General features: G+C 35.8%; 13 protein-coding genes. All 13 read right to left on the bottom strand.

The window, feature by feature from the left end; translation table 11 throughout:
• Positions 1 to 197 precede the first annotated feature (197 nt).
• The gene (gene galU, locus H3302_RS14250; protein ID WP_182395615.1) at positions 198 to 1,106 is read right to left on the bottom strand and encodes a UTP--glucose-1-phosphate uridylyltransferase GalU; all 909 of its coding nucleotides are present in this window, start codon (positions 1,104 to 1,106) and stop codon (positions 198 to 200) included.
• A gap of 691 nt (positions 1,107 to 1,797) precedes the next feature.
• Positions 1,798 to 3,762 (bottom strand): nucleoside-diphosphate sugar epimerase/dehydratase, encoded by a 1,965-nt coding sequence (locus H3302_RS14255; protein WP_182395617.1) that lies wholly within the window; start codon positions 3,760 to 3,762, stop codon positions 1,798 to 1,800.
• 214 nt (positions 3,763 to 3,976) lie between these two features.
• Positions 3,977 to 4,525: a sugar transferase gene (locus tag H3302_RS14260; RefSeq protein ID WP_182395619.1), complete on the bottom strand. Its 549-nt coding sequence runs from the start codon at positions 4,523 to 4,525 to the stop codon at positions 3,977 to 3,979.
• A 23-nt stretch (positions 4,526 to 4,548) separates the two neighbouring features.
• Positions 4,549 to 5,454 carry an NAD-dependent epimerase/dehydratase family protein gene (locus H3302_RS14265; protein ID WP_182395622.1) on the bottom strand — a complete coding sequence of 302 codons (906 nt, stop codon included), beginning with the start codon at positions 5,452 to 5,454 and terminating at the stop codon, positions 4,549 to 4,551.
• On the bottom strand, positions 5,451 to 6,668 hold the full coding sequence (locus tag H3302_RS14270; RefSeq protein ID WP_182395624.1) for a glycosyltransferase family 4 protein: 1,218 nt from the start codon (positions 6,666 to 6,668) through the stop codon (positions 5,451 to 5,453). The genes H3302_RS14265 and H3302_RS14270 overlap by 4 nt, the downstream gene beginning before the upstream one ends.
• A 2-nt stretch (positions 6,669 to 6,670) precedes the next feature.
• Positions 6,671 to 7,402, bottom strand: a complete 732-nt coding sequence (locus H3302_RS14275; protein WP_182395627.1) for a 3-oxoacyl-ACP reductase — start codon at positions 7,400 to 7,402, stop codon at positions 6,671 to 6,673.
• Positions 7,402 to 8,259, bottom strand: coding sequence for a UDP-3-O-(3-hydroxymyristoyl)glucosamine N-acyltransferase (locus H3302_RS14280; protein WP_182395629.1), 858 nt, complete (start codon positions 8,257 to 8,259; stop codon positions 7,402 to 7,404). The genes H3302_RS14275 and H3302_RS14280 overlap by 1 nt, the downstream gene beginning before the upstream one ends.
• An 8-nt stretch (positions 8,260 to 8,267) precedes the next feature.
• A complete protein-coding gene (locus H3302_RS14285; protein ID WP_182395631.1) occupies positions 8,268 to 8,903 on the bottom strand; it encodes a PIG-L deacetylase family protein in 636 nt (211 codons plus the stop codon).
• Positions 8,896 to 10,017, bottom strand: coding sequence for a glycosyltransferase (locus H3302_RS14290; RefSeq protein WP_220469616.1), 1,122 nt, complete (start codon positions 10,015 to 10,017; stop codon positions 8,896 to 8,898). Before H3302_RS14290 ends, H3302_RS14285 begins: the two co-directional genes overlap by 8 nt.
• Before the next feature lie 8 nt (positions 10,018 to 10,025).
• Positions 10,026 to 11,204 carry an O-antigen ligase gene (locus H3302_RS14295; protein WP_182395635.1) on the bottom strand — a complete coding sequence of 393 codons (1,179 nt, stop codon included), beginning with the start codon at positions 11,202 to 11,204 and terminating at the stop codon, positions 10,026 to 10,028.
• Positions 11,194 to 12,159, bottom strand: a complete 966-nt coding sequence (locus H3302_RS14300) for a phenylacetate--CoA ligase family protein (RefSeq protein ID WP_182395638.1) — start codon at positions 12,157 to 12,159, stop codon at positions 11,194 to 11,196. Before H3302_RS14300 ends, H3302_RS14295 begins: the two co-directional genes overlap by 11 nt.
• A gap of 8 nt (positions 12,160 to 12,167) precedes the next feature.
• Entirely contained in the window at positions 12,168 to 12,485 is a 318-nt protein-coding gene (locus H3302_RS14305; protein WP_182395640.1) for a hypothetical protein, read from the bottom strand.
• Positions 12,467 to 13,858, bottom strand: coding sequence for an oligosaccharide flippase family protein (locus H3302_RS14310; RefSeq protein WP_182395642.1), 1,392 nt, complete (start codon positions 13,856 to 13,858; stop codon positions 12,467 to 12,469). The genes H3302_RS14305 and H3302_RS14310 overlap by 19 nt, the downstream gene beginning before the upstream one ends.
• Between the last annotated feature and the right edge of the window lies 1 nt (position 13,859).

The raw sequence follows: 13,859 nt of genomic DNA on the forward strand, positions 1-13,859 counted from the left end.
AGTAAATATAACATTAGAATCAAAAAACAAGAAGATAGTACGAATTAAATAGTGGCGAGTTGCGTTGAACAAGATTTTGTTGGGGGGAGGATAAAGCAAGTGGTTAAAAACTATTAACTAACTTCTAACCACTAAATGTGTGTGTAATCTGACTTATGAAATCTAATATCTAACTTCTTATATTTGAAATCTTTTTGTTAAACCGCTTTAAGGTGTCTTTCTGTAGGGTTAACCATTTTCGTTACAAAATCAGTGAATTCAGCTCCTAGCTTTTCATCGCGCATGCTGTATTCAACAATCGCTTTTAAATAGCCCAATTTATCACCACAGTCGTGTGCACGGCCGCTCATGTGAAAAGCCTCAACAATTTCGTGTTTCATTAGCTCGTCGATCGCATCAGTTAGCTGAACTTCGCCGCCCGCACCAGCGGGGGTTTTAGCCAGTAGTGGCCAAATAGCTTTCGACAATACATAACGACCAACAACCGCTAAGTTAGAAGGCGCATCTTCAGCTTTAGGCTTTTCAACCATGGTTTTAATAGGGGCGCTTTCGCCCGCTTTAATTTTTACACCGTTTATGTCGGCAATACCGTATTTGCTCACATCATCAAAGGCAACAGGTTCAAGCATAATTTGGCTTGCTTTAACCGCTTTAAAGCGCGTGATCATAGCTGCAATATTCTCAGTTTTTTGATCTGCCGTATACGCATCTAAAATTACATCGGGCAATACAACCACAAAGTCGTCATCGCCAACAATCGGTTTAGCACACATTACTGCATGGCCCAACCCTTTAGCTTCGCCTTGGCGAACATGCATAATGGTTACATCTTCAGGGCAAATAGAGCGCACTTCTTCAAGTAGGGTACGTTTTACACGTTTTTCGAGTGTTGCTTCTAGCTCAAAGCTCGTGTCAAAGTGGTTTTCAATGGCGTTTTTAGAACTATGTGTTACGAGTACAATATCTTTAATGCCTGCAGCGACGCACTCACTTACTATATATTGAATAAGTGGTTTATCTACTAATGGCAGCATTTCCTTTGGAATAGCCTTAGTCATTGGCAGCATGCGAGTGCCCAGCCCTGCAACAGGAATAACAGCCTTCATATCAAATCCTTTATTTGTCGTTCGTTTAAGTCAACGTTAACAACTCAAAGCTTGATAGAAAGTGAATGGTTGTTTGGATGCGAGATGCGAGATGCGAGATGCGAGATGCGAGATGCGAGATGCGAGATGCGAGATGCGAGATGCGAGATGCGAGATGCGAGATGCGAGATGCGAGATGCGAGATGCGAGATGCGAGATGCGAGATGCGAGATGCGAGCAATATTATTCTGTAATATTAAAATTCAAATAAAAAGCGACAAAACCGTAGGCGTTATGCTTACATGGCGCGTTTCATCGGAAGTTATTTTTTAAAATTCACGGCTAAAGCCCCTCCTACAAGTGACACACATCACACACGAGGGAGGCGTTTTAATGTCGAAAAAGCAAACCTTTTAAGCGGTATTAACAACCATCTCGATTTAGCTGTACAAGCTCGCCTCTCGTAAATCGTTGCCTACAAGTGATACATATCACACATTGTAGGAGGCGTTTTAACGCCGAAAAAGTAAACCTTTTCATCGGCATTAACAACCTTCTCTACACAAGCTCGAATCTCGCTTCTCGTAACTCGTTGCTTACAACCCTTTCGCGCGAGATAAATTTCACGCCTATATTAAACCGTAGGCGTTATGCTTGCATGGCGCGTTTGCGAAGCAACCTTTAATTTAAAAAAATGATCAAATATACTTTGTTAATTTTTTAAATTAACTACCTTGCCTTGCTCTGCAAAGTCATTGATATTATGACTTGTTGTTTGTTTCGCATTCCAAACCAAGTCACAAATACCATCGGTCGGGTTAAAGCCGGTTGGTGCGTCTAGTAGTAATTGTCTTATGGTTTCGTGGTCAAAGTTATGACAAGCGATATCAAGCGCCTCTAAAAATACATTAAGCTCTGCTAGAGGCAGCATAACTTCATTCGCGGTCATAATGCGCTCATGCGATGTTTCGCCTACATTGTCACCAATTAATAGCTCTTCGAACAGTTTTTCACCCGGGCGAAGGCCTGTACACACTATTTCTATATCACCATGCGGGTTGTTTTTATCTTTTACTTCAAAGCCAGATAAACGAATCATTTTTGTGGCTAAATCGATAATTTTTACCGACTCACCCATATCAAGTACAAATACATCGCCCCCTTTGCCCATAGCACCAGCCTGAATTACTAATTGTGCGGCCTCAGGGATGGTCATAAAAAAGCGGGTAATATCTTTATGGGTTAACGTTATTGGGCCGCCTTCACGTATTTGCCTACGGAATAATGGCACTACCGAGCCACTAGAGCCTAAAACATTACCAAACCTTACCATACAAAACCGCGTGTTATGGTTTTTACCTTTATTTTGGGCTAAGCCTTGCAAACACAGCTCTGCCATACGCTTTGTAGCCCCCATAACATTAGTAGGGCGCACTGCTTTGTCGGTCGATATAAGTACAAAGGTTTCAACTTTGGCATTTACAGCAGCTTTAGCCGTGTAATAAGTACCAAAAACATTATTGCGTACACCTTCAACAACATTGTGTTCAACTAAAGGTACATGCTTGTAGGCTGCAGCGTGATAAACGGTTTGTACACCAAACGCTATCATTACTGTTTCAATTCGGTTAATGCGCTGTACAGAGCCCATAATTGGGATTAGCTCAACATTAAGTTGGTTATTAGCTATATACTCTGCTAATTCTTTTTCTATTGAATATAAACCAAACTCACTTAGCTCGAACAACACAAGCTTGGTTGGTTTTTGCTTTACTATTTGGCGGCATAACTCAGACCCTATTGAGCCACCAGCACCGGTTACCATAACCACTTTATTTTTAATATTAGCGGCCAATAAATGCGCCTTTGGTGCCACACAATCGCGACCTAATAGGTCTTCTATTTCAACATCTCTAAACTCAGAAAGCTTAGCTTTACCCTCTATTACATCGGCCATACCAGGAATAGAAAGCACCTTAATAGAAAGCGGCTCAAGTTGCGCTAAAATTTGTTTACGACGGGCTCGGCTCTCACTTGGCATTGCCAGTAAAACCTTACTTACTTTACCTCTGTTTATTAGGTCGTAAATATCTTTAAAGGCAATAACAGGAATACCTTGAATAATAGAGCCCTGCTTTGTTTCGTCGTCGTCTATAAAAGCGCGTACAAAGTACTCTGGCCCTGCGCCTAGCGCTGTGGCTAATTGGCGACCCGACGAACCCGCACCGTAAATAATAACCGACTCTTTATTTGCTGTTGTTAATTTACCAATCATCGCACGCACAACAATACGTGCCCCACCCACTGTAAGTAAGCATAGCCAAGCAAAAATAAACGGCATGGTACGGGGGATTTCTACACCAATAAAAAAAGCAAAAAGTACCAAAGCAACCGTACTAATAAGGGTACCAAGCACAATGGCCCACAAAGCTTGCGAGTTCATATAACGCAGCACTGCACGATACAAACCTAAATTAATAAAAGTAAACAACGCTGTGGGCACAAGTAATAAAAGCAACATCCAGTTGTCTGTTTTACTAAGCGGTGCAATGCTATCGAGCCTAACTATTAACGCAAGCCAAAACGCTGATATTATAAATAGCGAATCGATAAAAAGAGTAATAATGCGCTTAGTTGCACGCGAAGAGTTTAAAATAGAGCGAATAATATTATCCACAACAAGTTCCCTGTCTTGTTTTTGCCGATTAAAATACCAACTTAAGCTGACTGGCTGCTTAACAGTTGTTAAATTTTCATGAATTATAGCTGAACTAAATGAATCTAGCTACCAAACCAATACAATATCATTAGTGTTTGATTTTTATGAAAATTTGAATTAAACCTAGGACGAAAGCTCTATTGAGCCTCAGTGACCACCTAAACTTTGGTCACTATTTAACACGATCACCGCTCCCACTCCCCGTAACTGTCATTAAAATATATTTAAAATAACTCGATAGAGTAAGGGTATCGATCATTTCACGATCCGTTTGTGCGAGGAGTTCTGGGGTAGACATATCAATTTCGTTTACTTGAGCAAGGCCGGTAATACCTGGGCGGACAGAATAAACATTTTTAGCATCACGAGCCTCTGTTAACTCTTCTTGGTTAAATAAACCAGGGCGCGGGCCAACCAAACTCATTTCACCTTTTAGTACATTCCAAAGCTGTGGTAACTCATCTAACTTTGTTTTACGCAAAAAACCACCAAAAGGTGTAATTGAGGCTGTACTTGCTAAATGACTGGCAACAGAAGCTGTATCAACCTTCATTGTTCTAAATTTAACAAGAGTAAACGGTTTTTTATGTCGCCCTACACGCTCTTGTGTAAAAATAGGCGAACCTGTATCAAACAAGCCTATAACGTATAAAATAACTAAAAATGGTAAAGCTATAAGCAAACCAAATAAAGCAAAGAAAAAGTCGAGTAAACGTATCATTTTATAAATCCATTAGTTTCTTGTTAAGAGCGTTTAGCAGCAAGTTTAAAGCCATGTTCAACAGAGTAAGGCGGAGACCAGTTAAGCGTATTTTTTGTATGTGTTATATCTAACTGAAGTGAACCTGTTAGCCTGTCAACAATATCTTTTTTACCAAATAATCTACCTGCTAATTTAAAGCACCAAACAGGCACTGGAAGCGCCAAGTTTGGCTTGCATTGAACCTTTGCCATTAGCGCGACCATTTCTGCCGTTGATAAATCGTGATCATCACTTACTAAAAACTCTTGGTTAGCAGCTCTAGGGTGGCGTATGCAAACTTGTATTAAATCAACTAAATTATAAATCGATACTAAGCTTCGTTTATTATTAATTAATCTAAATGGTAACGGAAACCCTTTACCAACAAATTTCATTAATGAAGCAAAATTAGCTTTGACATTTTCACCATAAACAAGAGGGCTTCTAATAATAACAACCTCAATATCATTATTTTTAGCTACTTGTTGAATATACTGTTCAGCTAAAAGCTTGCTTTTCATAGTATTAGGTAAGCTATCAACTTCAATTTGAGAATCAATTTTTATTGTATCTTTACATTCTTTATATATATTCGCAGAACTTAAAAAAATAAACCTTGTTATATTAAGTGAAACTGCACGCTCAATGACCTTTTTAGTTAACTCAAAATTTATATAATTAGCTTCATTGTCAGAGAAATGGTTATGTGCGGCTCCGACAAGGTGAATAACAGTATCAGCATTTACATGCGTATTAGTATCAAAAAAATCTGATTCTGATATTGATTTATTCTTACCTGATAGCTCTTCTCTGCATAAAGAATAAACTTTGCATGAATTTTTTAGTAAACTTTCGTGTAAGTGCTGCCCTATAAAACCACTGCCTCCAGTCAGAATTACTTTATTCATCCTACTAAACTTTCCATCAGTGATTCATAATTTTTAGCAAGTTGAGCATAAGAGTGCTGTCTCCGAACAAATTCAGATGAATTAATAGAGAAGTTTTCTTTGTTTTTATGGAAGTCAATAACTTTATTGGCTAACGACAAATAATCATTAGCTGGAAAGTTGATCTCACACCCGGCTTTTTCTAAAGGGTTATTTGGAGAGTCTATTCCATTAAACACTAATTTATCGTGCATCATATAATCAAATATCTTATTTGGTGAAATACCAAATTTATAAAGCTCTTTTGGCATAGCGTTAATAAACATTGCATCACATGAATCTATTACATATGGCACAAAATGTTTAGGAACCTTACCAAAAAAAACCACATTATCTAACTGCAACTCAGCCACCCTTTCTTCTAGCGCTTTTTTCTGAATTCCATCACCGACTAACAAAACACCAATATTATATTTCTTAAATTTTTCAGCTGCATTTATTAAAGGCATTAAATTATTCGGTATACCTAACGCACCAGTATAACCTATAACAGTATCAAAATTTGAAATTGCGATACTAAGCTGTGACTTCAATGATGAATTTTCAGATTCTTTTTCATGCTTGCTTGATAACTCAATACCATTTGGAATACAGCTAAACTTTCCTTTTTTAAGACCTTCATTTAAGAAGAACAATTCAGAGTTTTCTAATAACGATACACAGTGGTCACATTTTTTATAGCCAAACTTCTGAAACGCATTAATTAAAATACTAAGAGGATGATATTTAGATATTCCAACTAGCTCTTGGAGGCTTAAAGGCCAAATATCTCTTACTTCAAGAATTAATTTCGCATTGTATTTTTTACTGTAATACTTTGCTGCCAACAGATGAAAAGGATGTGCTGTTGAAGCAATAATAACATCAGGGGGATTTATTTTGCTAAAAGTTCTAAAATGCTTCCCAAATAAACCCAAGCCAAACATTAGCATATTAAGTAAGCGCTTAATTCCATTGCCCTGATAGTCGATAGAGTTTTGAAGAAAATACTGCACTCCTTCTACATCAACTAGACCTGGGTTTTTAAAAGGTAATGAGCAAAGGTGATGCTTTAATGATGAAATAACTGTTGTGTTATGACCTAACTTGTTAAAGTGTTTTGCGAGATAATAAGGCCTAAAAGACATCCCATATTTAGGACTGCCCGCATATGGGTGTATATACCAAATATTCATAACTAATACATGTGCTGTCCGCCATTAACAGAAATTGTTTCTCCTGTTAATGACATACCACTTTCAGCGATCATCAAAGCTGCTTTGGCTAAATCGTCTAATAAAACTAATTGTTTAGTCGGTATATTACCTTTGATTTTTTCAAGAATATCCTCTCTCATACTCTCAACCATAGGTGTCATTGTATAGCCAGGGGCTATAACATTTACCGACACGCCCTTCAGCGCTAACTCTTGAGCCAGAGACTTAGAAAAACCTATAATGCCCGCTTTAGCAGCAGAATAATTACACTGACCAAACTGCCCTTTTAAACCATTAATAGAACTAATATTAATGATTCGACCAAAACCATTCTCAACCATTGAGCGCGCAATTGGTTGAGTAACAGAAAACAAAGACGTTAAATTAGTATTTATTACGTTATCCCACTGTTCTGGCTTCATCTTTAAAAAAGTTGAATCGGCCGTAATCCCTGCATTATTAATCAAAACATCAACATTGGATTTTTCTAATAAAGCAGATAACTGAAGCTCAACTTCATTTCTATTGTTAAGGTCCAGAGGTAAAAAAGTGACATCGTTTAAGCTAAGTTCATTTTCAGATAACCAACTATCTAATGTATCTTCTGTTTTATGGGTATGAGTAACAAAAGCATGATAGCCCTTATTGACAAAAGCTTTAACTAAAGCAGTTCCAATCCCACCTGTACCACCTGTAATCAATACTGTTTTCATTAGCCTCTCCTTATTACTTTAGCAGGCACACCAGCAACTGTATGTCCCGATTCTACATTTTTTGTCACGACACTACCTAAGCCAACAACAGCAAAGTCATCAATGGTTATTTTTTGCATTGTAGAGGAGTTTGGACCCATCCATACCCCTTCTCCTATAGTTACTCCACCACTTAACTCTGTACAGGCAGTTAAAATTGAGTTTTTCCCTATTTGACAATTATGAGCAATGTGAACCAGGTTATCTGTTTTAACTCCATCACTAATAACTGTATTCTCAAGCGCCCCAACGCATAGGCTATTTAAAGCACCTATTTCAACATTACTACCAATAATAACCCTACCAAGGTGAGGAAACCGAACCCACGAACCATCCACATTTTTTTCAAAACCAAAGCCTTGAGCGCCAATCACAGTATTAGACCTAATTATTGTATTGTCACCAATTACAGAACCTTTGTGTATGGTTACGTTATGTTCAATTACAGAGTTTTTTCCTATATTAACGCCAGGCTCTATAACAGCAGACTCAGCTATTATAGCTGTTTGGTGAATACATGATTTACCTGAATCATTTACAAGTATTGAAACATCAACTAAGTATTGTAATGCTCGGCAAAAATCTAAACGAGGATTATCTGAAATAATTAATGACTCTGCATTGTTATCTTTATCACCAATAACTATGCCATTCAGGTGCTTCTCTTGTTGCTTATTTGTAAACTTTAAAACCGATGAGTTTTCATTTGATAAACTGCCAACAGTTAAGATCAACTGCGATTTACTACCTTTAAGTTGCAAACCTAAAGCTTCAGCTAACTCTAAGGCTGTAATTTTTCCTTCAACTTTGTATTGCATATTCATCCCTATAAAAATATTCTTATCACTTCAAAGCATTCGGCATACTCTGCGCCAACTTGCACACCTCGGGTTTTAGCTAAAGAAAATGTGAAATCTCTGGCTAAATAATTACGCTTCCCTTGAGACTCATATTTTTCTAAAGCTTTTTGCTTAGCATCAATGTGCTTTTCTTCTAATTTTACAAAACATTGCGTATTAAAAGTTAAATTATTCCAGATTAACTCATAACCTAAAATAGTTGTATTTTTAAAAGCTCTTATACTTTCTTGAGATATCGTTGAATGATCTTGATGTATATCATGTACAGAAGGAGTTAAGATAAGATCGAAAGATGACTCTTTACGAAGCGCTATCAAATCCTCAAGAATTTGCTGCCTATCGTAATTAAACCTGCGAACTTGGTAATTTAATATAATTAAGTTTTCAGGCTTTATACCTAACTCAGCAGTTGCTTTCACTACTTCTTTTTTTAAAATATCTTTAGGCAACCCATCAGGTACTGACTCTTCAGCTGTAGAAAAAGCTACATATGTAACTTTTGCACCATTTTCGATTAGTTTTGAAATAGTCCCGCCAGCGCCGAGCTCTCCATCATCAGTATGAGGTGCTAAAACCAGTACATTTTTAAATTTTTCAATCATTGAAGTTATATCCTTTAATTAAATTTTTAACTTGCGAATCCCAAGTTAATTTATTTTCTATAGCCTCAGCACCATTCATCGCTAACACATTATACCTAGGCGTATCTGAAAATAGGCTTAAGATCTCATTCAATATACTTTTAGGCTCTAAAACGTTTACATTAATTCCCGCTTGGTATTGCTCATTAAATGAGACCCACTCACCAAAGTTTGGCATAATTGTTGGCTTACCATTAGCCATATACTCAAATAGCTTTATGGCATAAGAAAGATAGTATTGACCTACATTGTTATATAAAATAATTCCGAAGTCAGAATTTTGATAGCACTCGCGAACTTTATTACTATCAATTACTCCAAAATACTTAGTATACTTCCAGCCTGGGTGTTGCAGTGCTTTTTCTCTTACACTTTCGGATTTAAAACCGCCAGCCAAATGTAGCTCTATTGAATCTTTTCCTAAGTAAGCTAGATCTAGCATATTGAACAGCCCTCTTTCAGCAGATAGCGAACCTCCATGAAAAAGTACTGGCCGTGAATTATCACCCTTACCTATGCCACTCCGATTGACAGGCCAGTTAGAAAAGTTAGCAACTAAATTGGTGTTGACATTGTACTTTAGATATTTAGTTACCATCGATGGTTGAGGTACAAAAGTACCAGAGAAAAACCTACAGCACACATATTCCAAAAAGGTAAATAAAATAGATATTGGCTTCCTTAAAACAGGGGGCAACCAATCTTTATTCATTATTTGAAGGGGCAAATTTTCATGAATATCATAAAACACTTTTTTCCCTCGCATTCTCAAGTACAAAGAAATAAATATTAACTCGGGGTCGTGAAAGTGATAAATATCTGCATTGATTTTTTTAGCAACTTTCAAAACTTTAAATGGCCTAACTAAAAGGCCCTTAATTCTACTAGTGGCCTCATCTTTACTTTCATCGTAAGCATCAAAAATATTTACATCTTCAATTTTTTCGTTACCTTTCCCATCATAGACAACTAGAGATACATCGTAATGCTTAGATAGACTAAGGCACTCTTTTTGAAATACCCTCGAATCATTGCGCTGATGCAACGAAGTAATGTGGCAAACTTTTTTATTCACATTCATTTTTATAAAACTTCTTTATTAATTTTATTATTACAAAAGACACCAACCATAAAACCAAAGAGCATGTAGGAATAATCCTTAGAAAAAAGAACCATTGTTATTACTGATATTGCCAACATTGCTTTAAATGTAAAAACCTTGTTGCTAATAGGTACGCCGATATCTTTAAAAACCTTAAAAATGATAGAGGTTATAATTGATAAATATAAAATAAAGCCCAACAGTCCTAAATTAACCCAAGCTGAGAAAACATTATGGGAAAACCCCCCCTGCCCATATTCATTTAGATAACTGCCATAATCACCAAACAATGGAGAGTTGCTAATTGTAGTCAGTGCTGAATTAAAATATTCACTCCGTGAATTAGCACTAGTTGTAGAGAAAATATTGAAAATTGATTTCATACGATTGTCTGGCAACATTTCATAAATTTGCTCACCGAAATACATAAGAAAAATTGCACTAAAAACCATCAAAAACAAGAGTTTAAAGCTATGCTGCGACAGTAAATATACAGACAAAAAGGAAACAGTAAATACTATAAATTCAGTTCTAGCACCGTTGAAAAATAAAGCTATAGTAGCCAAAGCGAACAGTCCTAGTTTATAAATTCTATTATTACAAAAGGCCACGCAATAAAGACTCATCATCAATAATGAACGTGCAAACCCTTGGTATGTAACTGTTAGCGAATCATTCACACTATCAGACTTTAAATAGAAAATGCCGCGCTCTCCGACATTTAAAAACACCAATAAAACAGACAGAAAAAACAATAACAAACAAACAGCATAAAAAGCATTTGTTACTTCTACATTTTTTCCAATAAAGAAACAGATAAAAATAAATATCACACTAGAAATTGACCAATAAAGCATGTCATAGTCATATTCGTTTAAATCGGCAAATGAAAAGTTAAATAAAGTAATAAAAACAGAATAAGCCACATAAATTAAAAAAACTTTTTCAAGCCAAGAAATTGGTTTCTTAAAAAAAACATAAAAATAGCTCACTAACACAAATGGTAATATTATGAGAGAAACAAGCCCAAAGTACGCACCTAAGAATGGCGGGATATAACCAAGTGACATTATAGCTTGATATATAAAAAAAAGTGGGAATAGTAAAATGAAAAATAATTGTGCACTCTTCACTTCTACTAGAGAAATTTTAAATTTCATTTTTCTTCATCTTATTTAAAACTAATATATGTTTCCCATTAGCTAACTTCTCAAACCGAGCTTTATCGTAGACAATTTCTAATACAACCTCACCTAGGTTACTTTTAATTGAATCTCTGATAGCTTTTTCATCACTTATATTAAACGTAGCACCTTTATCAATAACTAATATTAACTTACTCTCATCAACCTGAATAAATTGATACATATTGACATCAAATGAACTCATTAAAACAGTCAAAACAGGACTTCCAACCGTTTTACTGTTGTACGTAATACTTTCGGTTATTCTACCTTGGATATTTTTTAATAATGGATAAGGGGAGCCACACCTACATTGTTCACTTGATAATACACCTAGATCACCAGTATCGTACTTAAAAAAGCATGTTCCGAAATTAGTATAACTTGTAGCAATTATCTTACCTATTTCATTAACAATTGGTTTTCCGCTGGCGTCGACAACATCCAAAAAACTTCTTTCTACATCAATATGAAAACCATTGTGCTCATTGCATTCATACGCACTAACACCACCATCATTTAATCCATACGTGTTGAATACTGAACAATCAAACGCCTTTTCAATAACCTGCCGCTGATGCTTCGTTAGCATTTCTGCTGTAGTGAAAACAGCCTTGACTTGTATGCTTAGGTTATACTTCAAAATTAAATTAGCGATCTCATATATTGAAGTTACATAACCTCTCACAAACTTTGCTTTTGAATTGGTTACATAGGTAATATAATCTAACATGTCCTTTTCTGTCATACCGAAAGATGAGTATTTATCCATATTCAAAATAAAATTTATAACTTTTGCTTTAAAAGTTGTATTGTTTTTTATCAAAGATCCGCCAGCTATCACAGCCACCTTATCACCTAACTTATAGCCTCCTCTAGACCATCCCCGGTACAATAGGGCTAACCCCCTAGCACTGTAATCATCAGTCATTAAGTATTTTAATGGCTCACCTGTGGAGCCTCCAGTTTGACCTGGTTTAACTTTATAAGCGCCAGAGAATTCAAAAGAAGCCCTTTGATTTTTTTTATATCACTTTTTGTTGTAATAGGGGCGTTTTCATAATTAATTTGTTTGCCTTTAAAAAAACTAACTCTAGATTGCATTTTCAAAATGTAATCATCAATTTTTCTTTTTTTAATGGCGTTTATCTGATTAAGGCTTTTATTTTCATTTTTTTTAAAAATAAAATAATAGGGTAATACTTTGGGTTTAAATATCAAATGCCCTAGTACGAAAATTAATTTCCTAAAGACCATCCTAAACTCCTAAATTTTTTAAATAATACCCCATAACCTCCAACAATGAGAAATATAAAAATAAGCATCACTTGAAACTTAATTTCTTCTGGCAAAGGTGGAGAAAATGACAATAACGTGCAAAATAGTGAAAAATATATTGGCATATATTGCATAAATCCATTCGGAATATAAAATATTTTAACTAGATAATACAATAAAAAAGACCAGCAAATAAAGCTCGTAATAGAAAATACAATCAAGGCCACCTCAACGCTATTCATATAATAACCAATAAAAATTGCAATAGCCCTTAAAAAGAACATAGAGATTTGAAAAAATAAAAAGTCTTTTTGCTTATCAAATAGCTCAAGTAATATTCCAAGTGGTGATACCGCAAAAACCATAACAATCCAAGGGGTCAACCATCTTGCGAACTTGCCAGCATCTTTCCATTCTTCACCAAACACAAACTCAAATATATCACTGCCAAAATAGCTTACTAGCAACATAGTTAAACCGATTCCATAACTCAAAAATACAATTATGGATAGGATTTTGCGAGGCAACACACCTGAAGCTAAATCTCCCTTAGCATCAGACATGAGAACTTTAGTCACTGATGTAGAAATTAAACCTACCGGAGTTAACAGCATTCTTACGGCTAGTGAATACAAACCTGCATATACTGCCCCAAATAACCAGCCAAACAGCAAGGCTGGCATATGCATTCCTAGTGCATTAAACAATCCCGACCAGGTAGAAAATATAGCGAACTTTTTATATTTAGTGATTAAAAAACACATTTTACTTAGTGATTTCTTACTGAATACAACAGGTATATAGCTATTTAAGTAAATAGCAGCAGTTAAAGCTGCTACCAATTGCCCGATTATTAACGCCAATGTGCTCAACTTAAATAGAAGAACCTGTAACGCAATAAGAACTATTGATTGTATCAGTTTGGATATTGATACCTGGGAAAATAATTTAAATGTAGCAGAATAGACTGTAGTTATCTGATAAAGTCCGCAAGCTAAAACACACAATGGAATTAGAAACAATATCTCCGAATCATTAGATAAATTGAGGTAATTGCTTATCGATGAGGGCAAAGCTGTAATAACAATCAAGAGAGTAAAAGAAAACATCGTGAGAACTAATATGCTAGCTACTCCAATATCATTTCTTTCCCTCTCTGTTGCCAAAGGGATTGCCAGCTCATACTTCAAACTTGATATGACAGTTAACACACTGACAATCGACCAAAAAACCGCAAATAAACCAAATTCATTCGGTGAATATATTCTTGTTAATATTGGTGAAGCAAGAAATAAAATTAATTGTGCGCTAGCTGTACCGCCAGCAAGCACAAAAACATTCTTGAGATGCATA

It is taken from the genome of Pseudoalteromonas sp. MT33b, from assembly GCF_014117385.1.
GTDB lineage: Bacteria > Pseudomonadota > Gammaproteobacteria > Enterobacterales > Alteromonadaceae > Pseudoalteromonas > Pseudoalteromonas lipolytica.

Excerpts from the sequence above, each read along its gene's own strand:
- galU (WP_182395615.1), bottom strand. The coding sequence starts at position 1,106 with ATGAAGGCTGTTATTCCTGTTGCAGGGCTGGGCACTCGCATGCTGCCA.
- H3302_RS14260 (WP_182395619.1), bottom strand. The coding sequence starts at position 4,525 with ATGATACGTTTACTCGACTTTTTCTTTGCTTTATTTGGTTTGCTTATA.
- H3302_RS14265 (WP_182395622.1), bottom strand. The coding sequence starts at position 5,454 with ATGAATAAAGTAATTCTGACTGGAGGCAGTGGTTTTATAGGGCAGCAC.
- H3302_RS14270 (WP_182395624.1), bottom strand. The coding sequence starts at position 6,668 with ATGAATATTTGGTATATACACCCATATGCGGGCAGTCCTAAATATGGG.
- H3302_RS14275 (WP_182395627.1), bottom strand. The coding sequence starts at position 7,402 with ATGAAAACAGTATTGATTACAGGTGGTACAGGTGGGATTGGAACTGCT.
- H3302_RS14280 (WP_182395629.1), bottom strand. The coding sequence starts at position 8,259 with ATGCAATACAAAGTTGAAGGAAAAATTACAGCCTTAGAGTTAGCTGAA.
- H3302_RS14285 (WP_182395631.1), bottom strand. The coding sequence starts at position 8,903 with ATGATTGAAAAATTTAAAAATGTACTGGTTTTAGCACCTCATACTGAT.
- H3302_RS14295 (WP_182395635.1), bottom strand. The coding sequence starts at position 11,204 with ATGAAATTTAAAATTTCTCTAGTAGAAGTGAAGAGTGCACAATTATTT.
- H3302_RS14300 (WP_182395638.1), bottom strand. The coding sequence starts at position 12,159 with ATGACTGATGATTACAGTGCTAGGGGGTTAGCCCTATTGTACCGGGGA.
- H3302_RS14305 (WP_182395640.1), bottom strand. The coding sequence starts at position 12,485 with ATGGTCTTTAGGAAATTAATTTTCGTACTAGGGCATTTGATATTTAAA.
- H3302_RS14310 (WP_182395642.1), bottom strand. The coding sequence starts at position 13,858 with ATGCATCTCAAGAATGTTTTTGTGCTTGCTGGCGGTACAGCTAGCGCA.